At 70.6% G+C, this 24,111-nt stretch carries 19 protein-coding genes; 8 read left to right on the top strand and 11 right to left on the bottom strand.

The features are described from left to right. Window positions 1–115: 115 nt before the first annotated feature. Complete coding sequence (locus tag ORI60_RS25940; RefSeq protein ID WP_266040523.1) at window positions 116–1,288, bottom strand: MFS transporter; 1,173 nt, start codon at window positions 1,286–1,288, stop codon at window positions 116–118. A 73-nt stretch (window positions 1,289–1,361) separates the two neighbouring features. On the opposite strand from ORI60_RS25940, the gene ORI60_RS25935 reads away from it, so the two are divergent. Then, window positions 1,362–2,345, top strand: coding sequence for a LacI family DNA-binding transcriptional regulator (locus ORI60_RS25935; protein WP_266040521.1), 984 nt, complete (start codon window positions 1,362–1,364; stop codon window positions 2,343–2,345). Here ORI60_RS25935 and ORI60_RS25930 read toward each other — a convergent pair whose 3' ends face one another. The 3 genes from ORI60_RS25930 to ORI60_RS25920 all read right to left on the bottom strand — a co-directional run bounded on the left by ORI60_RS25930 (window position 2,346) and on the right by ORI60_RS25920 (window position 6,218). Then, window positions 2,346–3,278, bottom strand: coding sequence for a cellulose binding domain-containing protein (locus ORI60_RS25930; protein ID WP_266040519.1), 933 nt, complete (start codon window positions 3,276–3,278; stop codon window positions 2,346–2,348). Window positions 3,279–3,355: 77 nt separating this feature from the next. Beyond that, window positions 3,356–5,332, bottom strand: a complete 1,977-nt coding sequence (locus ORI60_RS25925) for an RICIN domain-containing protein (RefSeq protein WP_266040518.1) — start codon at window positions 5,330–5,332, stop codon at window positions 3,356–3,358. Between the two features lie 157 nt (window positions 5,333–5,489). Then, a complete protein-coding gene (locus ORI60_RS25920; protein ID WP_266040517.1) occupies window positions 5,490–6,218 on the bottom strand; it encodes a hypothetical protein in 729 nt (242 codons plus the stop codon). A 193-nt stretch (window positions 6,219–6,411) separates the two neighbouring features. Here ORI60_RS25920 and ORI60_RS25915 point away from each other — a divergent pair, with 193 nt between their 5' ends. Further along, entirely contained in the window at window positions 6,412–7,239 is an 828-nt protein-coding gene (locus tag ORI60_RS25915) for an alpha/beta fold hydrolase (protein WP_266040516.1), read from the top strand. On the opposite strand, the gene araA is transcribed toward ORI60_RS25915, so the two are convergent. The 6 genes from araA to ORI60_RS25885 form a co-directional block, all read right to left on the bottom strand. After that, entirely contained in the window at window positions 7,209–8,711 is a 1,503-nt protein-coding gene (gene araA / locus ORI60_RS25910; RefSeq protein ID WP_266040515.1) for an L-arabinose isomerase, read from the bottom strand. The genes ORI60_RS25915 and araA overlap by 31 nt on opposite strands. 17 nt (window positions 8,712–8,728) lie before the next feature. Further along, complete coding sequence (locus ORI60_RS25905; protein WP_266040514.1) at window positions 8,729–9,382, bottom strand: L-ribulose-5-phosphate 4-epimerase; 654 nt, start codon at window positions 9,380–9,382, stop codon at window positions 8,729–8,731. After that, entirely contained in the window at window positions 9,382–11,055 is a 1,674-nt protein-coding gene (araB, locus tag ORI60_RS25900) for a ribulokinase (RefSeq protein ID WP_266040549.1), read from the bottom strand. Before araB ends, ORI60_RS25905 begins: the two co-directional genes overlap by 1 nt. A gap of 574 nt (window positions 11,056–11,629) precedes the next feature. Continuing rightward, window positions 11,630–12,616: a LacI family DNA-binding transcriptional regulator gene (locus ORI60_RS25895; RefSeq protein WP_266040547.1), complete on the bottom strand. Its 987-nt coding sequence runs from the start codon at window positions 12,614–12,616 to the stop codon at window positions 11,630–11,632. 108 nt (window positions 12,617–12,724) lie between these two features. Next, window positions 12,725–14,164: a family 43 glycosylhydrolase gene (locus ORI60_RS25890; protein WP_266040513.1), complete on the bottom strand. Its 1,440-nt coding sequence runs from the start codon at window positions 14,162–14,164 to the stop codon at window positions 12,725–12,727. Further along, on the bottom strand, window positions 14,161–16,632 hold the full coding sequence (locus tag ORI60_RS25885; RefSeq protein ID WP_266040512.1) for an alpha-L-arabinofuranosidase C-terminal domain-containing protein: 2,472 nt from the start codon (window positions 16,630–16,632) through the stop codon (window positions 14,161–14,163). Before ORI60_RS25885 ends, ORI60_RS25890 begins: the two co-directional genes overlap by 4 nt. 164 nt (window positions 16,633–16,796) lie before the next feature. Here ORI60_RS25885 and ORI60_RS25880 point away from each other — a divergent pair, with 164 nt between their 5' ends. The 6 genes from ORI60_RS25880 to ORI60_RS25855 all read left to right on the top strand — a co-directional run bounded on the left by ORI60_RS25880 (window position 16,797) and on the right by ORI60_RS25855 (window position 22,681). After that, a complete protein-coding gene (locus tag ORI60_RS25880) occupies window positions 16,797–17,768 on the top strand; it encodes an ABC transporter substrate-binding protein (protein WP_266040511.1) in 972 nt (323 codons plus the stop codon). A gap of 94 nt (window positions 17,769–17,862) precedes the next feature. Continuing rightward, complete coding sequence (locus ORI60_RS25875; RefSeq protein ID WP_266040509.1) at window positions 17,863–19,395, top strand: sugar ABC transporter ATP-binding protein; 1,533 nt, start codon at window positions 17,863–17,865, stop codon at window positions 19,393–19,395. 58 nt (window positions 19,396–19,453) lie between these two features. Beyond that, window positions 19,454–20,437, top strand: coding sequence for an ABC transporter permease (locus ORI60_RS25870; protein WP_266040507.1), 984 nt, complete (start codon window positions 19,454–19,456; stop codon window positions 20,435–20,437). Next, on the top strand, window positions 20,434–21,396 hold the full coding sequence (gene yjfF, locus ORI60_RS25865; RefSeq protein ID WP_266040505.1) for a galactofuranose ABC transporter, permease protein YjfF: 963 nt from the start codon (window positions 20,434–20,436) through the stop codon (window positions 21,394–21,396). The genes ORI60_RS25870 and yjfF overlap by 4 nt, the downstream gene beginning before the upstream one ends. Further along, entirely contained in the window at window positions 21,393–22,226 is an 834-nt protein-coding gene (locus ORI60_RS25860; protein WP_266040504.1) for an expansin EXLX1 family cellulose-binding protein, read from the top strand. Before yjfF ends, ORI60_RS25860 begins: the two co-directional genes overlap by 4 nt. 29 nt (window positions 22,227–22,255) lie before the next feature. Beyond that, window positions 22,256–22,681 carry a nitroreductase family deazaflavin-dependent oxidoreductase gene (locus ORI60_RS25855; protein WP_266040502.1) on the top strand — a complete coding sequence of 142 codons (426 nt, stop codon included), beginning with the start codon at window positions 22,256–22,258 and terminating at the stop codon, window positions 22,679–22,681. A gap of 7 nt (window positions 22,682–22,688) precedes the next feature. Here the strand turns inward: ORI60_RS25855 and ORI60_RS25850 are convergent, their stop codons facing one another. After that, window positions 22,689–24,107, bottom strand: a complete 1,419-nt coding sequence (locus ORI60_RS25850) for a cellulose binding domain-containing protein (protein ID WP_266040500.1) — start codon at window positions 24,105–24,107, stop codon at window positions 22,689–22,691. Window positions 24,108–24,111: the final 4 nt, after the last annotated feature.

Genomic DNA, 24,111 nt, shown 5'->3' with positions numbered 1-24,111 from the left:
CGGGGCAGTGGATCAGCGATTGATCAATTTTCCGTGCTCCGGAATGCGCCGAACAGACGAACGCCGCGATCGGAAGTCGATCGCGGCGTTCGTCCTTCGACGGCTTGGGAGGTCGTCAGCCCTTGGGCTGCCGCAGCGACGGCGTGAGCACCAGCGCGGGCAGCAGCAACAGCGGCACGACCAGCAAGGCCCGCAACACCCCCACCTCGTTGCCGAGCAGCCCCACGAGCGGCGGTCCCGCCAGGAACGCGGTGTAGCCGATCACCGCGACGACGCTGACCCGTGCCGCCGCTCGTTCGGGATCGTCGGCGGCCGCGCTCATGCCCACCGGGAAGCCCAGTGCGGTCCCGAGGCCCCAGACGGCCACGCCGGCGACCGCCACGCCGAACGATCCGGCGAACACCGCCAGCGTCACGCCCGAGGCTGCCAGCAGCATGGAGAGGACGACCGCCGGCACGCGGCCCCAGCGGTCCAGCGCGATGGTGCCGAAGATCCGGCCGAACGTCATAGTCGTGACGAACACGCCGAACACCAGGGCACCCAGCGCCGGGTCGGCCTGGTAGCCGTCGATGAAGGCCACCGCCACCCAGTCGTTCGCGGTGCCCTCGGTGAACGCCAGCACCAGCACCAGCAGACCGATCAGCAACGTGCGCGGTTCCCGCCACGCGGCCATGACCCCGCTGCCGGTGCCGTGCTCCGCCTCGGCGGCCAGGCTGTACGTGCGCGCGGCCAGCAGCGTGCCGCCGGCGACCACCACGGCCACCACGGCCAGGTGTGCGGTGACGGGCAGGACCGCCCACGCCGCGAACGACGCCAGGCCCGCCGCGGCCACCGTGCCGAGGCTCCACATGGCGTGGAAGCGCGGCATCACCGTCTTGCCGAGAGCGCGTTCCACCTCCGCGGCCTCGACGTTCATCGCCACGTCGCACAGGCCCGAGCCGTAGCCGAGCACGAAGATCCCGATCGCCGTCACCACCGGCGACGGGTAGGCGCCGATGCCGACGCCCGCGACCGCGAGACCCAGCGCGACCGTCACCGCCGAGAGGCTCACCGTCCGTTTCGGCCTGAGCCGGTGCGTGACCTCGCCCGCGGTGAGCATCGCCAGGCACGCGCCCACCGACATCGACAGCAGCAGCAACCCCAGCGCGCCGGGTGTCAGGCCCAGCGCGTCACGGGCGGCGGGCACGCGGGCGAACCAGGTCGCCACCGCCACGCCGTTGAGTCCGAAGGTGACCGCGACCCCCGCGGCGGCGGCTCGGACCTGACCGCGTGGCACCGTGACCGTCATCCCGGTCCTCCTTTCTCGATACACGACGTGCTTACCCCATACATGGAAGCGCTTCCACCGCAATACTGCTGAGATGACGGGAGAACGCACCGCGACACTCGACGACGTGGCACGGGCCGCAGGCGTGTCCCGGGCCACGGCCTCGCGCGTGGTCACCGGCCAGGGTCCGGCATCGCCGCGGGCACGGGACAGGGTGACCGCGGCGGTGGCCGCGCTCGGTTACGTGCCGGACGCCTCCGCCCGCGCGCTGGTCACCCGCACGGGCACACGCCTCGCCATCGCCGTGATCGGCCACACCGCCGCCGTGCTCGACGACCCCTACGTCGGCCGCGTCCTGACCTCGGCCGCGCACGTCGCCGCCGAGCGCGAGGTCGGCGTCTCCCTGCACTGGCTGCCCCTGGCGGACCCCGGCTCGCTCGCCCGGCTCGCCGACGGGCGCGGACTCGGTGGCCTGGTGGTCGTGAACCCGACGCGTCCCGCGCTGGAGAGCGTGCCGCGGACCCTGCGCGGCCGGGTCGCCGCGGTCGGGGTCGGTGCGCGGCACGTGCCGTCGTTCGACGTGGACAACCGCGCCGGCACGGACGGGGTCGTGCGGCACCTCGCGCGCACCGGCAGGCGCCGGATCGCGATGGTCACCGGGCCCGCCTGGCTGCCGTGCTGCGACCGCGCCGTCGACGCCTACCGGCGGGTGGTGCGCGACAGCGGCGCCGAACCCAGGGTCGTCACCGGTGACTTCACCGCCGCCCGCGGCGCCGAGGCGGCCACCGAGATCATGGCGCGGTGGCCGGACACCGACGCTGTGTTCGCGCTCAGCGACCTCACCGCACTGGGTGCCCTCGACGGACTGCACGCGCTGGGTGTGCGGGTGCCGGGGGACGTGGCCGTCGCCGGGTTCGACGACATCGCGTTCGCCGGGCTCAGCCGCCCGGCGCTCACGACGAGCACGCACCCGGTGGAGGACATCGCCGCCGCGGCGGCACAGGCCGTCCTCGACCGCCGCGACACCTCGGGGGCGACGTTCTACCCCTCCGCCCTCGTGGTGCGGGACAGCGCGTGATCACTCGACCGAACAGGACTGACCGTTGAGCGCGAACACGCCGGGAGCGGAGTTCCCGCCGCGCACCGAGCCGTTGAACCCGATCGACACCGAACCGCCCGGCTGGATCTGCGGGTTGTAGTCGGCGTTCGCGGCGTTGACGGTCGCACCGGTCTGCCGCGCTTTCGCATTCCACATGTCGGTGACGGTCTGCCCGTTCGCGAAACTCCACCGCAGCGTCCAGCCGTTGATCGGCGTGGAACCGGTGTTGCGCACACTCACGTTCGCCTGGAATCCACCCGGCCACTGGCCGGAAATGCGGTAGGAGACCGCGCACGTCCGCGCGGGCGGCTTCGGCGGCACGGTCGTCGTGGGCGCCGGACGGGGAGGCACCGTGGTCGACGGAGCCGGCCGCGGTGGCACGGCCGTCGTGCCCGGCGCCGGGAGACCGGTGGTGGCAGGGGGCAGGGGCGCGTCGAGACCGTCGCAGGGCGGTCCCCACAGGCCCTTGTTCGCCCCGGCCGCCTCCGACTCCGCCGTGAGCAGCGCGCCGCCGTCGACGCCCTGCGCCCTCAGCACGCCCTGCCGCACCGCGAGCAGCGCGTAGTCGGTGCCGTCCTCCAGCGTCAGGTTCACGTCGCCGGAGAGGACGGGGCTGATGCGGACCGCGCTGGCCAGCAGCGTGGTCCTGGCGAACGACAGCGCGCCCTCCGCCCAGCAGGCCGGAGGTTCCGCCAGCTGCGCGATGCGGGCCTTCGTGCCGTCCGCCAGCTCGACGGTCCGGCCGTCGATCACGTCCCGCACGAAGTGCAGCACGCCCTGGTACCGCGCGTCCTCGTTGACGAGGGAGGGCGGTTTCCAGGGCGTGCGGGTGGAGGGCGTCGGCGACGGCGGCTCTGCCGTGCAGGCTCCGGTGAGCAGGACCAGAACCACGAGCCAGTGCTTGCGCGCCACCACTACCCCAGTTGTCGTTGAACCCTCAACAACCCTAGAGGGTCGCGGGCGTGGTTCAATCGACCGTTCGGAGTGGACTACCTGCGCGGAACGGCGGTCATCGACCAACGCTGGTTGGCACCGGAAGTCGCTTGGTACAAACCAATTCTGGCACCGTCCTCACGGGACTCGCCGACCACGTCGAGCAGACTTCCGTTCTCCTGGTTGACGAAGGTCCACGTGCCGTCCCCGGTCGACGAGAGCACCCACCTCGCGGCCGGGCTGTCGGTGGAGCTCAGCACGACGTTCCCGCCGGCCGCCGCGATCCGCTGGCCCGTCGCGGCGTTGACGACGGAGAACTGGGCGCGGTTGTCGTAGCCACCGGCCCGGCGTTCCACGCGCCACACCTGGTCGGCCGCAGCCGGGTCGGTGGTGCGCTGCACGAGCGAGGTGCCCGACGGTGCGAGCGACTTGCCGCTCTGCACCCCGGTGAGCCGGTACTCCCCGCCGAGCGCCGCCGCGCGGTTCACCCCGCTGACACCGCTCACCTCGAACGTGGTGACCGACTTCGCCGGCACCGAGAGCGTCGCCTTGCGGTCCTTCACGCGCACGGCGGCGCCCTTCACCAACGCGCCGTGCTGGTCCGTCACCACCGGGCGGACGGAAGCGTTCTGCCGCACCGACCCGAACGCCGACAGGTCCAGCGTCACGGACCGGGCCTGGTCGGACTTGTTCAGGTGCACCACGGTCTTCAGCTCGGTGTTGCGCACCGCCGCCACGTCGGTCGTGGTGTTGACGTTCACGAGGCGGTCACCCGGCTTGACGAAGTGGGTGAAGTTGCGCAGCGCGTGGAACTTCGTGTTGACGCGGGCCGGGCACGTCGCGAGCGTGTCCTGTGCCCCGCAGTCGAACGGTATCTGGACCACGCCCCAGTTCATGCCGTCCGGGGACTCGGCACCGGGCTTCATGTTGTTGTAGTCCTCGATCGCCTGCCACAGCAGCCAGGCGCGCGGTTCCAGCTCGCGCAGGTCGTCGATCACGCGCTCGGCGATGCCGAGGCCCGGTTCCATGCTGGTGAAGCTCTGCCCGGAACCCCAGTGCCCGTCGACCTCGCTCATCCACAACGGCTTGCCCGCGCCCTTGGCGATGTCACGGGCGGACGTGCGGCGCGCCGTGCCGTACGTGTGCACGTTCAGCTGGCTGACCTGCGCGCGCACCGAGGCGGGATAAGCCGCCCAGTCGTCGGCGAAGATGCCGGGGTTGGTCTCGTCCGGCGCGGACACGGTGGCCTTGACCTCGTTGGCCCGCAGGGCCTGTGCCATCGCGGGCACCACCTTCGCCTGCAGGGCGGGCCCGATGTGGGCACCTTCCTGCCGCCCGCCGGTCGGGTTGCCGTCCGGGCCGAGCGTCGTGCGCCAGTAGGAGGTGTTGGGCTCGTTGAACGGGTCGACCGTGTCGAACTTGATGCCGTGGGCCCGTTCCAGCTCCGCCGTCGCCTGGGCCAGGTAGGCGGCGAAGCCGCCGATCCGGTCCTCCCGCAGCTGGTCCGCGTTCGGGTCGAAGCCTCCGGAGACGTACCCGCTGACGGTCTGGAACCACGGCGGTGAGTTGCTGAACGACTCCCACCGGGTCACGTCCTGCTTGATCCGGTCGACCCACCACCGCTGACGCGGATCCGCGGCGGCGTCGAAGAAACGCGGGTCGCCCGGCTTCCACCAGTCGGTGTCCGCGCGGGTGGTGCCGGCGGGGGCCTTCCACCAGCCGGGCACCGCGGCACCCGCGCGCAGGTACTCCGGGACGTCCGGGGCGTTGCCGCCGCCGACGTTGTACCGCGCGATGTTGAGGTTGAGACCGTCCTCGCCGAACAGCAGTTCCGCCAGCTGGTTGCGGATCTCGTCCGGGTAACCACCCGTGGCGTTGGCGAACCACACCAGGCTCGTGCCCCAGCCCTGGAACGGCTCCTGCTGATAGGTCGGATCCGGTCTCACCGTGACGGATTCGACGGCGGCCGCGGCAGGCACCGCAGTGGAGAGCGTGAGCGCCGAAGCGGCGAGCAGAGCGACAATTCTGGTCATCGGTTCTCCGTTGAACGCGCGATGTTCACGCTAACATCTATCGACAACCTACTGGCGCGTCAAGGTCCTGCCGGACGGAGGCGCACCCGTCCGGCAGGACCCCTGGCAACGCTCGCCCCCGAGGAGACGGGCCCGCGCGCTCGAACCCCGAGGAGAGTTACTTGAGCGAGCAGGTGGCGAAGCGCTCCAGCCCTTGGGGCCGCTCCCCCGCGCGGCCGATCGAGATCGCGATCCGGTCCAGTGCCGCGGCGCGCTTGCTCGCCAACGGGCCGAGAATCGCGTTCTGCACGAAGTTCGGCCCGCCCTGACCAGCCGACGTGCGGAGCCTCTCGTTGGCCTCGGCCAGCTGCTTGCCGAGGTTGGCGAGCTCGCGGTCCACTTCGGCGCGCGCGGACGCGGGAACGTTCTGCACCACCGGAAGCGGGCATTCGATGGCCCCACCGGCCGCCGAACCCGTCCCGGCGTTCGCGCTCGTCGACGCCGGTCGCGTCGTCGTCGGCGCCGCAGACACGGCGGGCGCCTGGTCAAGTCCGCAGGTCGCGAACCTCTCCAGCCCTTCCGGCTTCTCCGCGACCCTGCCGATGGCGGTCTCGATGCGGTTCAGCGCCGCGACCCGCTTGCTCGCCAGCGGGCCGAGGATCGCGTTCTGCACGAAGTTCGGCCCGCCTTCACCGGCCGACGTGCGCAGCCGGTTGTTCGCCTCCGCGATCTGCTTGTCGAGGTTGGCCAGTTCCCGCTGGACCTCGGCCTGCGCCGCGGCCGGCACCGCCGGGACGACCGGCTGCGGGCACGCGATCGCGCCGGTGGCGGTCTCCCCGCCGGCGAGGGCGACGGCCGCGGTCACCGCGGTCAACGTCGCGGCGACGGCGACTCCGGCCACGAGCACCCGCTTGCTCCGTTGCGGTCGTGCATGTGCTCTCGACATATTCGAACCTCACGACTAGGGGACGGTTTGTGCCGGCACAACGGGATACGGACCGGGAAAGCAAAAAGTTCAACCACTTGTGAGCGTTCACAGCTGCTGGCATGCTCTCGACTCATTCCGCAGTACCGCACCTGCGAAGAACCGGGGAACAGCCATGCCATCGGCAGACAGAGTCGTCCACGAGCAGATCCCGTTGCGCGTCCTCGGGGTGAACCTCAAGGTCGCTTCGGTGCGCCGCGGGGGCGTAGACGCACCTGTCGTCTTCCTGCACGGGTTCGGCACGAGCAAGGAGGACTACCTCGACGTCCTCCAGCGGCACGAGTTCGCCGGGCGGCCGTTCCTCGCCTACGACGCACCGGGCTCGGGCGCCACGGAGTGCGCCGCCCTGGGGGAGGTCGACCTGCCGTTCCTGGCGGAGACCGCATGGGCGGTGCTCGACCGCGCGGGCATCGGCCGGTTCCACGTCGTCGGGCACTCGACGGGAGCGCTCACGGCGCTTCTACTGGCGCACAAGGAACCTGGCCGGGTGCTGAGCTTCGTGAACATCAAGGGCGTGCTGGCGCCCGAGGACTGCGTGCTGAGCAGGGAGGCGCTGAACCACCGCGATCCCGGCGACTTCCTGTTCAGGCTCGCAGAGCGCAGCCGGGAGACGCCCTGCTACGGCGGCGGCCTGTACGCGGCGAACCTCCCCGGCAAGATCCGCCGCGGTGTCGTGCCGACCGTCTTCCGGTCGATGGTCGAACTGGCCGACCACGGGAACCTGCTGCAGAAGTTCGTCTCACTGCCCTGCCCGAGGATGTACCTCTACGGGGAGCAGTGCGCCAACCTCTCGTACCTGCCGCTGCTGGACGCGAACGGGGTGGAGCTCGCGGAGATCCCGCACAGCGGGCACCTCCCCATGTACTCCAACCCCGTCGCGATGTGGCGGCAGATCGCCGACTTCCACGCCCGTCAGCTGATTCCCAGTGCCAGGCGGTGGTAGGCGGAGTTCCAGCGCAACCGGTCGGTGAACGAGGCCGGGGTCGTCTCGGAGTCGATCAGCACGAGCTCCGTGGCGGCCATCGTCGCGAAGTCGCGCAGCACCTCGGCCCCGACGGCCTGGGTCATCACCGTGTGGTGCGGGCCGCCCGCGGTGAGCCAGCACTCCGCCGACGTCGACAGCGACGGCGCCGGCTGCCACACGGCCCGCGCGACCGGCAGCTTCGGCAGCGGCTCGTCCGGCGGCACCACCGTGACCTCGTTGGCCACCAGGCGGAACCGATCACCGAGGTCGGCCAGTCCGACCACCACTGCGGGACCGGACGCCGCGTCGAACACCAGCCGCACCGGGTCCTCCCGGTCGCCGATGCCCAGCGGGTGGATCTCGCAGGACGGCCGGTCCGCGGCGATCGTCGGGCAGACCTCCAGCATGTGCGCGCCGAGGATCTTCGGCTCGCCCGGCCCGAAGTGGTAGGTGTAGTCCTCCATGAACGACGTGCCGCGGCCGGTGCCCGCGCCCATCGCCTTCACGGCCGCGAGCAGCGCTGAGGTCTTCCAGTCGCCCTCGCCGCCGAAGCCGTAGCCGTCGGCCATCAGCCGTTGCACGGCGAGACCCGGCAGCTGCCGCAACCCACCCAGGTCCTGGAAGTTCGTGGTGAACGCCCCGAACCCGCCGTCGTCCAGGAAGGACCGCAGCCCGATCTCGATGCGGGCCGCGTACCGCAGCGAGTCGTGCCGCTCTCCCCCGCGCGCCAGCTCCGGCGAGAGCCGGTAGGTCTCGGCGTAGTCGGCGACGAGCAGGTCGATGCTCGCGTCGGGCACGGCGTCGACCACGGCGACGAGGTCGTTGACGCCGTAGGTGTTGACCGAGACGCCGAACCGCAGCTCCGCCTCGACCTTGTCGCCCTCGGTCACGGCGACGTCGCGCATGTTGTCGCCGAACCGGGCCAGCTTCAGGCCGCGCAGGTGCGCGCGGCCGGCGGCGGCACGGGCCCAGCCGTCGATCCGCTCGGCCACCACGGGATCACTCGCGTGCCCGGCGACCGTCTTGCGCGCCACCCCGATCCTGGTCTGCACGTAGGCGAACTCGCGGTCGCCGTGCGCGGCCTGGTTGAGGTTCATGAAGTCCATGTCGATGGTGGACCACGGCAACGCCTCGTTGAGCTGCGTGTGCAGGTGCAGCAGCGGTTTGCGCAGCAGGTCCAGCCCGGTGATCCACATCTTCGCGGGCGAGAACGTGTGCATCCACGCGATCACACCGACGCACGACGGGTCGTTGTTCGCCTCCTGCATGATCGCGCGGATGGCGCCGGAGTCGGTCAGCACCGGCTTCCACACGATCTCCGCGCTGATCCGGCCGGAGTCGGTGAGCATCCGCTGGATCTGCTGGGACTGGGCCGCGACCTGGTCGAGCGTCTCGGGGCCGTAGAGGTGCTGGCTGCCGGTGAGGAACCAGATCTGGGGCTTGTCCGGCATGTGCTCTCCTTCTGGGCTCACTGGCCGTAAACGTTCTGGTAGCGCTCGTAGAGCCGGTCGACGTGCTGTTGCTCGATCACGTCGGGCTTGCCGAGCTGGAGTGCGAAGTGGACGGTGCGGGCGACGTCTTCCACCAGCACCGCGGCTTTGACGGCGGCGCGGGCGGTCGCGCCGACGGTGAACGGGCCGTGGTTGCGCATCAGCACGGCCGGAGACCTGCTGGCGCTGAGAGTCTCCACGATCCCCTTGCCGATCGAGTCGTCGCCGATCAACGCGAACGGCCCGACCGGGATGTCGCCGCCGAACTCGTCCGCGATCATGGTGAGCACGCACGGGATGGGCTCGCCGCGCGCCGCCCACGCTGTCGCATAAGGAGAATGCGTGTGCACGACACCGCCGACGTGGGGCATGTGCCGGTACACGTAGGCGTGGGCCGCGGTGTCGGAAGACGGTGCGAGCTCACCCTCGACGAGGTTGCCGTGCAGGTCGGTCACGACCATCGCGTGCGGTCCCAGCTCGTCGTAGGACACCCCGGACGGCTTGATCACCATCAGTTCCTGGTCGGGCACCCGCGCGGACACGTTGCCCGCCGTCCAGCTGACCAGCTCGTAGCGGGTCAGCTCGCGGTGGAGTTCGGCGACCGTGCGGCGCAGTTCTGCCGTTGCGGACATCAGCTCTTCCCCTCCAGGGCGGCGCGGCGGTACTCGCGCAGCCGGTGCATGACATCGTTGGCACCCCTGCCGAAGTAGTCGTGCAGCTCCAGGTAGTCGTGGAAGAGCCGTTCGTACGCCTCGACGTTCTCCTGAACGGGGGTGAAGACGTTGCGCCGCACCGATCCCATCGCGTCCGCCGCCGCACGGATGTCCTCGTACGCGCCCGCCGCCACCGCGGCGTGCATCGCGGAGCCGAGCGCCGGTCCCTGGGCGGAGCCGATCACCGACAGCGGCAGGTTCACGACGTCGGCGTAGATCTGCATCATCAGCGTGTTCTTGATGAGCCCGCCGGCGATGACGAACTCGGTCACCGGCACGCCCGCGTCGGTGAAGGTGTCGATGATCATCCGGGTGCCGAACGCCGTGGCCTCCAGCAACGCGCGGTAGACGTCCTCGGCCTTCGTGGCGAGCGTCTGGCCGACGACCACACCGGACAGTTCGTGGTCGACCAGCACGGACCTGTTGCCGCTGTGCCAGTCGAGCGCGACGAGCCCGTGCTCGCCCACCTCCTGCCGCGCCGCGAGCTCGGAGAGCAGCTCGTGCACCGTGATGCCGCGCTCGCTCGCCTGCTCGTGGTAGGCGGGTGGGACCTGGTTGCGCAGGAACCACGCGAAGATGTCGCCGACGCCGCTCTGCCCTGCCTCGTACCCCCACAGCCCCGGCACGATGCCGCCGTCGACGACGCCGCACATGCCGGGCACCTCGCGCAGCACGTCTCCGCTCATCACGTGACACGTGGACGTGCCCATGATCGCGACCATCTGGCCGGGGCCGACGGCCTGCGCGGCGGGCGCCGTGACGTGGGCGTCGACGTTGCCGACCGCCACCGCGATGCCCTGCGGCAGCCCGGTCCACCCAGCGGCCTGCTCGGTCAGCCCACCGGCCCGGTCGCCGAGCGCGGACAGCGGGTGGTCGAGCTTGTCCGCGACGAAGGTCGCGAAGTCGGGGTTGAGCTCGGCGAGGAAGTCGTCGCCCGGGTAGCGGCCGTCCTGGTGGATGCCCTTGTAACCCGCGGTGCAGGCGTTGCGCGTGTAGGTGCCGGTGAGCTGCCAGACGATCCAGTCCGCGGCCTCGACCCAGTGCTCCATCGCCGCGTAGACCTCGGGTGCCTCCTCCAGCACCTGCAGGCCCTTCGCGAACTCCCACTCCGAGGAGATCAGGCCGCCGTAGCGCGCGAGCCACGGTTCCTTGCGCTGATGCGCGAGCTCGTTGATCCGGTCGGCCTGCGGCTGTGCGGCGTGGTGGCGCCACAGCTTGACGTAGGCGTGCGGGTTCTCCGCGAACTCCGGCAGGTCGCACAGCGGCGTGCCGTCCGCGGTCACCGGCACCATCGTGCAGGCGGTGAAGTCGGTCCCGATGCCGATCACCTGGTCCGCCGAGATCCCGGCCGCCTCGACCGCCTGCGGGACGGCGGTGCGCAGGACGTCGAGGTAGTCGGCCGGGACCTGCAGCGCCCACTCCGGCGGCAGCGGCCGGCCGGTCGCGGGCAGCACCTGGTCCACCACTCCGTGGCGGTACTCGTGGACAGCGGTGCCGAGCTCCGCGCCGTCGCGGACGCGCACGACCACTGCGCGGCCGGACAGCGTGCCGAAGTCGACACCCACCACGCACGCGTCGCGGTCGATCGTCATGTCAGTCACGACCTGAGTGTTATCGCTAACAATCAGGGAGTCAAGATGTGCCCGATACATCGTGATTTCCCTGCGAGCGCGGCAAATGGGTGGGACGTGAGCGCACGACAAACCGGTCCACGCCGGGACCGGTGCGGGCGCAGGGGAACACCTGGTCGCGCAGCGCCCCGCCGACGTGGGCGCCCAGCTGCCGCGTCACGCCTTCGGCGGGCACCCAACTCCGCCGCGCCCCCTCGCCCGCTTCACGCGGGGGCCTCTACGTGCCGTCAGAACGCACGAAAGCTCCCCGCGTGCGCTCGGGGCGACGGCGTGCCGAGGCCGCGACACGCCGGGCGAGACGGAGAAGGGCAATTGAGCGTCGTCGGCCGCGAAGCGCACGCGGGGAGCTTTCGTGCGCTTCGACCGGACGGAAGGGCCCTGCGTGCGGCAGCCGGGAGCGGGTGCCGAGGCCGTGTCCCGGAAGTCCCGTCGGGCGGCAGTGGCGGCCTAGGGCCCCGGAGACACCGCCCGAACACGCCCAGGCGGCGTCTCCGGGTCTCCCGCCCTGCCACCGGACGAACTCCCGGGACGCTGTCTAGCGGGGTGGCGGCGCCACGCTGTCCCGCTTGACCAGCTTCGGCGCGACGGTCCGCTGCGGCCGGGTCGTCTCCCCGTCGCTGACCTGCTCGAGCAGCAGGCCGAGCGTCTCGCGCGCGACCGCGGCGAAGTCCGGGCGCACGGTGGTGAGCGGCGGGATGAAGTACGCGGCCTCGGGCACGTCGTCGAAACCGACGACACTCACGTCGTGCGGCACCCTCCTGCCGCGTTCGCTCATCGCCCGCAGCACGCCGAGGGCGAGGTGGTCGTTCGAGCAGAACACGGCCGTCACCTCGGGCATCCTGGCGAGCATCTGCCCGGCCCGGTAGCCCGACGCCGCGCTCCAGTCGGCCGCCACGACCGGGGGCACCTCGGCCGAGGCGGCGTCGAGCGCCGCGCGCCAGCCCTCCACGCGGCCCGCAGCGTCGAACCAGTCGGCGGGGCCGGAGACGTGCCAGACCGTCTCGTGGCCCGCGTCGAGCAGGTGCTTCGTGGCGTCGAACGCGCCCGTCGCCTGGTCGACGGTCACGAGCGGTGTGGGACGGTCCGGGTCGCCGTCCACCGTCACCAGCGGGACACCTGCCGGCACGTCGGCCAGGGCGTCGGCCGCCGACGAGTTCGGCGCGATCACCACGATGCCGGCGACGCGCTGGTCGCGGTGCCGTTCCACGGCCGCGGCGATCGAGTCGCGGTCCAGCACCTTCACCCTGCCGACGCTGACCGCGAACCCGGCCTCGCCCGCCGCCTCCTCGAAGGCGGACAGCAACGAGGCCGGGCCGTACAGCGTCGAGTTCTGCGCGACCACGCCGATGAGCTGCGTCTTGCCGGTGACCAGCGCACGGGCCGCGCGGTTGGGCCGGTAGTCGAGCTCCTTGATGGCCGCCTTCACCCGCAGCCGGGTCTGCTCGCGGACGTTCGGGTGGTTGTTGAGCACACGCGAGACCGTCTGGTGCGACACCCCGGCGAGTCGTGCCACGTCGGTCATCGCGGGGTCACGCGACGTCTTCTCCACGAGCGGTCTCCGATCTTCGATCTGAGCCGGTGATGTTAGCGATAACACCAGGTCGGCTTCGATGCAGTGCTCATTGTCCACTTATTCGAGTCGGAATGTGGCACGTCGGCGCGCGTCGCGGTCCCTTCCTGGTCTGGACAACACCACGCGACCGTTGTCGTGGGCGAGATACGTGTCCGCGCCGGCACGCAGCGACACCGCGCCGCCGTCCGCAAGTCCTGGCACACGAACGAAACTCGCCGCGCGGCCGTACGCGTCGGTGTCCTCGAAGGGGTCGATGCGGATCACGTCCCCGTCCACCCGCACGTACCGGTCCGGGAAGTTCACCGACTGCAGCGCGACCGTGCCGCCACCGAGGAATCCCGGTACGAAGCGGAACTGGCTGTCGGCCAGCTCGCGGACGTTGCCGTCGACCCGCAGGCGGTACTCGTAGTGCCGCACCACCAGCGAGGGCGCGTCCACAGGCGACAGCCGCACGATCGGCCCGCCACGACCGACGGGAACACCGAACGACGGTGTGCCGTCCGCGTTCCAGTGGAGCTTCTGCACGCGGGTGTGCCGGTTCGGGTCGAACAGCGGGTCGCCGGTGATGTCGCGGTAGTCGCGGGCGTGGTAGACGAGCACGTCGGTGGAACCCACCGTGGTGAACGAGTTGTGCCCCGGCCCGTACTGCGAGGTCGGCACGTGCGTCGTGAACACCGGGTTCGGCGACTTCGTCCACGACCGCGCGTCGAGGAGGTTCGCGTTCTCGTCGGCGGTCAGCAGGCCCATGCAGTAACGGGCGTCGGTGGCGCTCGCGGAGTACGTCACGAACACCCGGCCGTTGCGGACCAGCACCGCGGGCCCCTCGTTCACCTTGAAGCCCTGCACCTCCCAGGACAGCGTCGGCGTCGCGATCCGCACCGGGGCGCTCTTCAGCGCGAGCGGCGAGGCCATCTCGGCGATGTAGAGGTTCGAGTTGGTGGCGATGCCGGGTTCGCTCTGCGCCCACAGGAAGTAGCGCTTGCCGCGGTGCGCGAAGGTGGTCGCGTCCAGGGTGAACGTGTCCCACGCCGTCACCATCTGCCCGCGCAGCACCCAGCCGCCCTCGCGCGGGTCGGCGTTCGGCGACTCGAGCACGTAGGTGCGGATGCGGAACGGTTCGTCCTTGTCGCCCGCGGCGAAGTAGACGTACCACTTGCCGTCGATGCGGTGCAGCTCCGGCGCCCAGATGTAGCCGCCCATCGTGCCCGACGACGGCCGCCGCCAGATGGTGCGCTCACGGGCGGCGGTCAGACCGTCCAGAGTGGACGCCCCGCGGATGACGACCCGGTCGTACTCGGGCACGGACCCGGTCAGGTAGTACATGCCGTCGGTCGGCGGCGTGATGAACGGGTCGGCGCGCTGCTCGACGAGCGGGTTGCGGGTCGGCAGCCCCGCGCCGGGTTCGGCGGCGGCGGTGGCGGCGGGCGCGGCGGAGCTGAGCGCCCCGGTCGCGGCGAGCACGCCACCCGTGGCCAGCAGAGATCGTCGGGTGATCACGAGCGGCTCCTGATCCGGAGGAACGTGACGGAGTTGGGCGGGAACGTGTGGGTGAAGCTGCTCGCCACCCTGACCTGCTCGGCGCGGGCGCGGATCGGCTGGCTGAACTCGGTGTTCACGTCGTCGGGACGGCCCTGCAGCACGGTCGCCCGCGCCGTCGAGGCCACCGGCACGCCGAGGTCGACGCGCGTGCGGGCGGCGTTGTCCTGCGCGTTGACCACCTTGACGATCAGCTCGCCGGTGGCGAGGTCGCGGGTGACGACCTGGCGGAACGGCTCGGCGAGCTTGTCGTCGGTGAACTCGCCCCACTTCTGGCCGTCGAGGAACAACGCGACGTGGCGTCCGCGGACCTCGACGCGCACGTCGTACGTGCGGCCGGTGTCGATGCGCGTGCCGTTGGTGATCAGCGTGCTCTTGGCGCCGCCGACGGCCTTCTCCACGGCGGACTGGGTGTTGTTCCAGCCACCGAGGTTCCACCAGTAGTGGTTGCCGGTGTCCTGGACGCCGAACGCGACGAGGAAGCCCTCGCGCCCCGACTGCTTCGTGGCCTTGAGGTTCAGCGTGTAGTCGCGCCAGCTCTTGTCGCCCGCCGTGACAAGGGTGTCCTCGGCCGCGGCGTCGGACTGGACGTAGGCGCCGTTCACGACGTTCCAGGCGCCACGGCCGGACTTCGTCCACTGCGCGTCGGTGCCGGAGAAGTCGTCGCTGAACAACGCCTGACCGGACGCGCTGGTGACCTTCACGTCGTCGTAGGAGGCCGCGGTCGCCCAGGTCGAGAGCCCGATCGCACCGGTGATCGGCGCCCGGGTGGAAGGCGTGGCGGACGCGGTGCTCGGCACGACGTGGTCGCCCACGTTGGTCATGAAGAGCTTCTGCACCTCGTAGCTCGCCGAGCCCCACGACGCGTGGTTGTTGAACCAGATCATGTCCGGGCGCCACTGGACGTAGTCCTCGTTGGCCAGCAGCGGCGCGTACGAGGCGAGCTTCACGACGTCGGCGTTGCGTTCCAGACCGGTCATGAACGCCGCTTCGCTCAGCGCGTTGAAGTACTTGTTGTCCTGCGAGGCGTACTCGCCGAGGAACACCTTCGGGCCGTTGCGGTCGTAGGAGTCGTAGCGGTTGTTGTTCTCCAGGAACCAGCTCGGGCTGTTGTAGTAGTGCTCGTCGACCATCTTCACGCCGGCCTGCTTGTTCAGCTGCCACAGGCGGTCGAACGTGCCGCCGGTGTCGTCGGGTCCGGAGTTGCTGACGACCGTGATGTCCGGGTACTTCGCGTTGATGGCGTCGCGGAACCGGGTGAACCGGGCCATGAACTCGTCGGGCAGGTTCTCCTCGTTGCCGACCGCGAGGTGGGTCAGCCCGAACGGTGCGGGGTGCCCCATCTCGGCGCGCTTGCGGCCCCAGGTGGAGTCGGCGGGACCGTTGGCGAACTCGATCAGGTCGAGCGTGTCCTGGACGTGCCTGGCCAGCAACGCCGGGTCGTCCGTGGCGCGGTTCTGGCCGCAGCCGGTGACCAGCGCGGGGACGACGGGCAGCGGCATGGCGCCGATGTCCTCGGAGAACTGGAAGTACTCGTAGTAGCCGAGGCCGTAGGACTGGTTGTAGCCCCAGAAGTTCCAGTTGGTGGCGCGCTGCTCGACCGGGCCGATGGTGTCCTTCCACTGGTACGAGCGGCGGCGCTCGAAGTTCGGCGCGTCGTAGCCGTAGTGGCTGCCGGTGTTGACCAGGCAGCCGCCGGGGAACCGGACGAAGCCGGGCTTGAGCGCGGCGATCTTCTCGGCCAGGTCGCGGCGCAGGCCGTGGCCCTTGAAGGTGTCCTGGGGCATCAGCGAGACCATGTCGAGGCGCAGGGTCCCGGTGCCACCGCCCGTGACCAGCAGCCGGCCGGTCGTCGAGGTCTTCTTCGCGCGGATCGTCCCGGTGTAGCGGGCCCAGCCGTCACCGCGGACTTGGACCTGCACCGGGTCGCCGAGGGCGGCTCCGGCGGGGTCGGTGACCGTGGCGGTGAGCGGGGTGCTCGTCTGGTCGGTGCGCGCCCAGACGGAGAAGTCGTAGCGCTGGCCGCTCTGGATCGCGATGCCGCTGTTGTAGCCGGAGTTGATGACCCCGGCGGGCAGGCCCAGCTTCAGGTAGCGGCGGTTGCGCTCGTTCATCCGGCCGGAGTCGTCGGCGAGGTCCACAATGCCGCTGTGCGGCGCCCAGGAGGTCAGGCCGTGGTAGCCGGCGTTGTCGGCCGGGTCGTACTCGAACGAGCGGTTCTGCACGAGCTCGGCGTACAGGCCGCCGTCGGCCGCGCGGTTGATGTCCTCGAAGAAGACGCCGTACATCGAGTCGTCGATGGACGCGCCCTTCTCGGTGGCGTCGATCTTGAGCGTGTAGTCGGTGTCGGCGGCCGCGCCCGAACCGGGAACGGCGACCAGCAGGCTGGCCGCGAGAGCGGCGCTCAGCAGGACGTGCTTGCGGGGCACGGGTTTTCCTCCCCAAGCTCGGAAGTGAGCGTTAACATAGGGCTGCGAACTCGTTACGAGCAAGACCTTGACGCGACAGTTGTGAGCGTTCACTCTTGTCCACCTGACAACCGCGGACACGCGGTCGAGCTCCGCGACACCGTCGTCACCCCGGAGGAACCCCAGTGCTGAAGAAGATCACGACAGTCGCCAGCGTGGTCCTGCTGAGCGCGCTCACCGCGTGCGGCTCAGGAGGTGGTGGGAGCACCGGTTCGAGCACGCCGGGCGGCACCACCACCATGGGCTTCGCCCAGGTGGGAGCGGAAAGCGGCTGGCGCACCGCCAACACCAAGTCGATCCAGGACGAGGCCAAGGCCGCCGGGATCGACCTGAAGTTCTCCGACGCGCAGCAGAAGCAGGAGAACCAGATCAAGGCGATCCGCTCCTACATCCAGCAGAAGGTCTCGGTGATCGCGTTCAGCCCGGTCGTGGAGACCGGCTGGGACACCGTGCTGCTGGAAGCCAAGCGCGCCAACATCCCGGTCATCCTCACTGACCGCTCGATCGATTCCGACGACACGTCGCTGTACAAGACGTTCCTCGGTTCGGACTTCGTCGAGGAGGGCCGCAAGGCGGGCGACTGGCTGGTGGCCAACGCCTCCGGCCCGACGAACGTCGTGGAGCTGCAGGGCACCACGGGCGCGGCGCCCGCGAACGACCGCAAGAAGGGCTTCGAGGAGAAGATCGCCTCCAAGCCGGACATCAAGGTCGTGGCGTCGCAGACCGGTGACTTCACGCGGTCCGGCGGCAAGCAGGTCATGGAGGCCTTCCTCAAGTCCCAGCCGAAGATCGACGTGGTGTACGCGCACAACGACGACATGGGCCTGGGCGCGATCGAGGCGATCAAGGCGGCCGGCAAGGTGCCCGGCAAGGACATCAAGATCATCACCGTGGACGCGGTGAAGGACGGCATGCAGGCGCTGGCCAACGGCGAGATCAACTACATCGTCGAGTGCAACCCGTTGCTGGGCAAGCAGCTGATGGACCTCGCGAAGAAGGTCGTGGCCGGCGAGCAGGTGCCGGAGCGGGTCGTGACCGAGGAGGGCACGTTCACGCAGGAGCAGGCCAAGGCCGTGCTCCCGCAGCGCCAGTACTGATCTCCCTCGGCTCCACTCCAGACCCCGCGGGGCCCGTCATTCGCGCGCATCCGCGTGACGGGTCCCGCGGCCCCATCGACGAAGGCCAGAGCCCATGACCGAGTCACCGCCACCTGTCGTCGAGATGCGGGGCATCAGCCTCGCGTTTCCCGGCGTGAAGGCGTTGCAGGACGTCGACTTCCGGCTGTTCCCCGGCGAGGTGCACGCCCTCATGGGCGAGAACGGCGCCGGGAAGTCCACCCTCATCAAGACCTTGACCGGCGTGCACCGGCCCGACGCCGGCGAGGTCGTGCTGGCGGGCGAGAACGTGGCGTTCTCCTCCCCCGGCGAGGCCCAGCACGCCGGGATCAGCACGGTGTACCAGGAGGTCAACCTCTGCGCGAACCTCACGGTCGCGGAGAACATCCTGCTGGGCCGGGAACCTCGTCGTCTCGGCGGCATCGACTTCCCGGCGATGCGGCGCCGTGCCGCGGAGGTGCTCGCGCGCATCGGCGTGCACATCGACCCGGCGTCGAGCCTCAGCGAACACCCGATCGCGGTGCAGCAGCTGGTCGCCATCGCCCGTGCGATCGCGGTCGACTGCAGCGTGCTCGTCCTCGACGAGCCGACGTCCAGCCTGGACGCGGGCGAGGTCGCGGAGCTGTTCCGGATCATGCGGGTGCTGCGCGACGAGGGCGTGGCCATCCTGTTCGTGTCGCACTTCCTCGACCAGGTCTACGAGATCTCCGACCGGATGACGGTGCTGCGCAACGGAGCGCTCGTCGGCGAGCACCTCACCGCCGACGTGGACCGGCGCTCGCTCATCGCGCAGATGATCGGCCGCGACCTCGGCACGCTGGAGGCGATCGAGGACGCCGCCGAGAAGCGCAAGCCGGGCGGACCGGCGCTGGTGCAGGCCGAAGGACTCGGCAAGCGCGGCGCGATCGAACCGTTCGACCTCGACATCCGGGCCGGTGAGGTCGTCGGCCTCGCCGGTCTGCTCGGGTCGGGCCGCACCGAGCTCGCCCGGCTGCTGTTCGGCGCCGACCGCGCGGACTCGGGCAGGCTGCTCGTGGACGGCACGCCGCTGCGCCTGCGCGGACCGCGGTCCGCGATCGCGGCGGGCATCGCGTTCAGCTCCGAGGACCGCAAGGGCGAGGGCCTCGTCGCGGACCTGTCGATCCGCGACAACCTGGTGCTCGCGATGCAGGCGGCCCGCGGCTGGACCCGCCCGCTGTCGCGCAGGACCAAGGACCAGCTGGTCGAGAAGTACCTGAAGGCACTGGACATCCGGCCCGCCAACCCGGACGCGCTGGTGCGCACCCTGTCCGGCGGCAACCAGCAGAAGGTCCTCCTCGCGCGCTGGCTCGTCACCGAGCCGCGGCTGCTGATCCTGGACGAGCCGACCAGGGGCATCGACGTCGGCGCGAAGGCCCAGATCCAGCAGCTCGTCACCACGCTCGCCGCGGAGGGCACCGCGATCCTGTTCATCTCCGCGGAGCTGGAGGAGGTCGTGCGCATCGCCGACCGGATCGTCGTGCTGCGCGACCGGCGCAAGATCGCCGAGCTGGACGGTTCGGTGACCGGCGTGGACGAGGTCGTCGAGCTGATCGCGGGCGGGGCCGCACCGGAAAAGGTGGTGTCGTGAACAGCCAGGACCGATTCAACGCCGCTCACGGCCCGACCGCACCGGAAGAGGTGACCCCGTGAAGAACCGGTTGCTGTGGCCGCTGCTGGCGCTGGTCGCGCTGTTGCTGCTCAACCTCGCCGTGACGCCGTCCTTCTTCGCGTTGCGCATGCAGGACGGCCACCTCTACGGCGGCCTGGTCGACGTGCTGAAGAACGGCGCGCCGACCCTGCTGATCGCCCTCGGCATGACGCTGGTGATCGCCACCCGCGGCATCGACCTCTCCGTCGGCGCGGTGGCCGCGATCGCCGGTGCCGTGACGTGCGTCCACATCGGAACGTCCGGCAGCGCCGGCACCGCCTTCGCCGGCATGGCGATCGCGCTGGTGCTGTGTGCGGTGCTCGGTCTGTGGAACGGGTTCCTGGTGGCAGGGCTCGGCATCCAGCCGATCATCGCGACGCTGGTGCTGATGACCGCGGGACGTGGCGTGGCCATGCTCGTCACCGAGGGGCAGATCGTCACGGTCAACAACACCGCCTACCGCCAGGTCGGCGCCGGGTTCGTGGTGCTGCCCATCTCGATCCTGATCGCCCTGCTGGTGCTGGGGCTGGTGGCGTTCGCGACCCGGCGGACGGCGCTCGGCATGCTGATCGAGGCCGTCGGGGTCAACCCCGAGGCCTCGCGGCTGGCCGGGGTGCGGTCCCGCACGATCATCTGGACCGTCTACGTGTTCGCCGCGGTGTGCGCGGGCATCGCCGGGCTGATGATCAGTTCCAACGTCAGCGCGGCCGACGCCAACAACGCCGGCCTGTGGATCGAGATGGACGCGATCCTCGCCGTCGTCATCGGCGGCACGTCGCTCGCCGGCGGGCGCTACTCGCTCACCGGCACGCTGCTCGGCGCGCTGATCATCCAGACCCTCACCACCACCGTCTACACGATCGGCGTCGCCCCGGAGGTGACGCTGGTCTTCAAGGCGGTCGTCGTCATCGTGGTGTGCCTGGTCCAGGCGCCGAAGGCCCGTGCCGCACTGAGCTTCCGGAAGGTGGCCGTCTCATCATGACCACTCTCACCCAACGGGTGCCCTCGCGGTTCCTGCCGGTGCTCGCGACCGTCGTGCTGTTCGTCCTCGCGTTCGGCGCCGGCTCGGCGCGCTACGACGGGTTCGCGTCCGGTCAGGTGATCGCGAACCTGTTCATCGACAACGCCTTCCTGATCGTGCTCGCCGCCGGCATGACGTTCGTGATCCTCAGCGGCGGCATCGACCTGTCCGTCGGCTCGGTCGTCGCGCTGTCCACGATGGTCACCGCCTCGGGCCTGCAGGCCGGGTGGCCGGTGCCGCTGGTGGTCCTCGCGGTGCTGCTCACCGGCTCCACGCTCGGCCTGCTGATGGGCCTGGTGATCCACAAGTTCGACATCCAGCCGTTCATCGTCACGCTCGCCGGCATGTTCCTCGCCCGCGGCCTGTGCTTCCTGATCAGCGTGGAGTCGGTGTCCATCAAGGACAAGACGTTCCGCGACGTCGCCACCGCGGCGATCGAGCTGCCCGGCGGCGTCAACATCACCTACAACGTGGTGATCGCGCTGCTGGTCGTCGCCGCGGCGATGTACGTGCTGCACCGCACCCGCTTCGGCCGCACGGTCTACGCGGTCGGCGGCAACGAGTCGTCCGCGCTGCTGATGGGCCTGCCGACCACCCGCGTCAAGGTGGGCGTCTACGTCATCAGCGGCCTGTGCTCGTCACTGGCCGGCCTGCTGTTCAGCCTCTACATGCTGTCCGGGTACGGCCTGCACGCCGTCGGCATGGAACTGGACGCCATCGCGGCCGTCGTGATCGGCGGGACGCTGCTGGCGGGCGGTGTCGGGTACGTGCTCGGCGGCCTGGTCGGCGTGCTCGTGCTCGGCACGATCCAGACGCTGATCTCGTTCCAGGGAACGCTCAGCTCGTGGTGGACGAAGATCGTGATCGGTGTCCTGCTGCTGGTGTTCATCGCCGTGCAGCGGACTATGGTTCGGCGGTGAGACGCACCCGCCCCCTGCTGTTCGTCCTGCTCGCGTTGCTGGTGGCGGTCGTCGGTGTGGTGGTGCTGCGGGATCCGCAGGGCGTCGCGGGCACCCCCGTGGCGGGCCGGAGCGCCGCGCCCACGACCACGCCACCCGCGACCACCACGACCACGTCCGTCCCGAGCACGACGACGACCACCACCACGACGACCACTCGGGCGGGCGCTCCCCTGGCCGGGAGGATCAAGCCGGGCGAGCCCCGTCAGGGAGTCGCGACGTTCTACGACTCCGACGGCGGCGGCGCGTGCTCGTACGACCCCGGCCCCGACCCGCTGACCGCCGCGATGAACGAGGCGGACTACGAGGGCTCGGCCGCGTGCGGTGCGCACGTGCTGGTCCAGGCCGGCGGGAAGAGCATCACGGTGCGGATCACGAACCTCTGCCCCGCGCCGTGCCGTCCGGGGCAGCTGGACCTCAGCGCGGAGGCGTTCGCCCTGCTGGCACCTCCCGTGAAGGGCGAGATCCCGGTCTCCTGGACCCTCGTCAGCCCGGAGACGTCCAAGCCCCTCGCGATCCGCTACAAGACCGGCTCCAGCCAGTACTGGTGCGGGATCCAGGTCCTCGACCACCGCAACCCCGTGGCCCGGCTGGAAGTCCAGGCGGGCGGGCAGTGGCGGCAGCTGAAGCGCGCCGAGTACAACTACTTCCTCTCCGAGAACGGCGCCGGGTGCGGCGGATCCATCGCGGTCACCGACGTGTACGGCGAGCGCCTGGTGGTGAACGCCCTGCCGGTCAGGCCGGACGCGGTCCAGGCGACGACCCTGCAGTTCGCGCGCGCCGGGGAATGAGACCGGCGCGGAGGTTGTTGATCGCAGACATGGCAGATGTGAAGCTCAGCCCGACCGAGTGGGTCCAGGAGCAGACGAAGAAGATCCTCGAGACCGGGACGACCGAGGGCATCTTGGTCCTCGGCAAGCCGATCGTGCTGCTGACCGTCCGCGGCGCGAAGACCGGCGCCCTGCGCTACACCCCGGTCATGCGCGTGGAGCACGGCGGCAGCTACGCGGTCGTCGCCTCCAAGGGCGGCGCGCCCGAGCACCCGACCTGGTATTTCAACATCAAGGCCCACCCGGAGATCGTCCTGCAGGACGGCACCGAGGTGAAGGAGTACGTCGCGCGCGAGGTCGACGGCGCCGAGCGGGCCGAGTGGTGGGAGCGCGCCGTCGCGGCCTACCCCAGCTACGCCGAGTACCAGGAGAAGACCGACCGGCAGATCCCGGTGTTCGTGCTCGACCCGAAGTGACGGACGGCTACCAGGCTAGGGGAAGCGTGGCGAGGTAGTCGCCGAGCTTCCCCGCGATCAGCCGGTGGTCGCGGGCGGAGAAGTGCCAGTCGCACCCGAGGCGGTCCAGCGCCGGGTCGCTGTAGTTCCAGTGGCGGACCCGGCTGTCGCCCTGGCCGTTGCGGTCCTGCACGACCTGGCGGACCGCGTCGGCGAACGTGCCGGAGGCCTCGGGCACGCTCACGACGATCGTCGTGGCGGGGCCGTACCGGGTGCGCAGCTTGTCGAGGAAGCCCTGGTAGGCGCTCTTGTACGCGGTGACCAGGGCGTCCTGGGTGGGCCACTGCTCGCCGGGGTTGAGGGCGGTGGAGAAGTCGTTGGTGCCCAGGCCGACCACGACCAGCTGCGGCCGCCACGTGCCGGGGTTGCGCCACACGTCGCCCTCGACGTGCAGCAACGCCCGGTCGTAGTAGGTGCGGTAGCTGGTTCCGGGCGTGTGACCGTTGTAGTTGCGCACCACGCCCAGCCCGGAGAACGCGTTGACCTGGTAGTCCGCGTTCAGCGCCTTCGCGGCGAGTGCCCCGAAGCTGATGTCGGTGTTGGTGTTGCGGGTGACGCCGCCGTTGGCCGAGCAGTCGCGGGTGGTCGAGAGGTTGCCGTAGCCCGCGGTCAGGGAGTCGCCGATGAACTCGATCTGGCGGGTCCTTGCGGCGGGCTTGTCGAGGACCGCGCCGCCGGCCGCGGCGACGAAGCCGCCGAACTCCCCCGCCGCCCAGGTGCTCTCGGTCCGCTTGACCAGCCGCACGCGGTGCTCGGCGTCGGCGAGGCCGCGCACCCAGTGCGTCGTCCTGCCCGGCATCACCAGCGTCGCGACGGTCGTGCCGTCGACCTGCACGTCGTAGTCGTTCACCGAGTCGTTGAGGACGATCCCGACGCCGGTGCCCCGGAAGCGGCCCTCGAAGTAGACCCCCGGCCAGGTGTACTGGCCGGACGCGGTGACGCGGCCCGCGGTGTGCGCCTGCGTCAGCGGGTCCGGCGCGGGCGGCGTTCCCGTGCACGCCGTGCCGTTGAGCGCGAAGGCGGCGGGGACGGGGTTCGAGCCGCTCTTGGTGCCGGCGAACCCCAGCCCCGCACTCGCCCCGGTGCCGAGGGAGCCGTTGTGGCCGGCGTTGCCGACCGTCACGTCCGCGCCGGTCTGGCGCACGGTCCCGTTCCACAGGTGGGCGACCGTCTGCCCGGCACCGAACGTCCACGTCAGCTGCCAGCCGTTGACGGCGTCACCGAGGTTGGTGACGGTCACGTCGGCGATGAAGCCGCCCTGCCATTCCTGCGTCACCTGGTAGGAGACCTTGCACCCGGCGGCGGCCCCGGCCTGGGGAGCACCGCCCAGCGCGGCCGCCGCGGTCAGGACGAGGACGGCCGTGGCCGCCGACTTGGACCGGTACACCTGC

Origin of the sequence: Lentzea sp. NEAU-D7 (assembly GCF_026242055.1) — a bacterium.
Lineage (GTDB): Bacteria > Actinomycetota > Actinomycetes > Mycobacteriales > Pseudonocardiaceae > Lentzea.
The sequence above is the reverse complement of the archived record's forward strand: the minus strand, read 5'-3'. Positions and strand labels throughout refer to the sequence as shown.

Bases quoted from the DNA above. Each gene is read 5' to 3' on its own strand.
- ORI60_RS25940 (WP_266040523.1), bottom strand. From the start codon at position 1,288: ATGACGGTCACGGTGCCACGCGGTCAGGTCCGAGCCGCCGCCGCGGGG.
- ORI60_RS25935 (WP_266040521.1), top strand. From the start codon at position 1,362: ATGACGGGAGAACGCACCGCGACACTCGACGACGTGGCACGGGCCGCA.
- ORI60_RS25925 (WP_266040518.1), bottom strand. From the start codon at position 5,332: ATGACCAGAATTGTCGCTCTGCTCGCCGCTTCGGCGCTCACGCTCTCC.
- ORI60_RS25915 (WP_266040516.1), top strand. From the start codon at position 6,412: ATGCCATCGGCAGACAGAGTCGTCCACGAGCAGATCCCGTTGCGCGTC.
- araA (WP_266040515.1), bottom strand. From the start codon at position 8,711: ATGCCGGACAAGCCCCAGATCTGGTTCCTCACCGGCAGCCAGCACCTC.
- ORI60_RS25905 (WP_266040514.1), bottom strand. From the start codon at position 9,382: ATGTCCGCAACGGCAGAACTGCGCCGCACGGTCGCCGAACTCCACCGC.
- araB (WP_266040549.1), bottom strand. From the start codon at position 11,055: ATGACGATCGACCGCGACGCGTGCGTGGTGGGTGTCGACTTCGGCACG.
- ORI60_RS25895 (WP_266040547.1), bottom strand. From the start codon at position 12,616: ATGACCGACGTGGCACGACTCGCCGGGGTGTCGCACCAGACGGTCTCG.
- ORI60_RS25875 (WP_266040509.1), top strand. From the start codon at position 17,863: ATGACCGAGTCACCGCCACCTGTCGTCGAGATGCGGGGCATCAGCCTC.
- yjfF (WP_266040505.1), top strand. From the start codon at position 20,434: ATGACCACTCTCACCCAACGGGTGCCCTCGCGGTTCCTGCCGGTGCTC.
- ORI60_RS25855 (WP_266040502.1), top strand. From the start codon at position 22,256: ATGGCAGATGTGAAGCTCAGCCCGACCGAGTGGGTCCAGGAGCAGACG.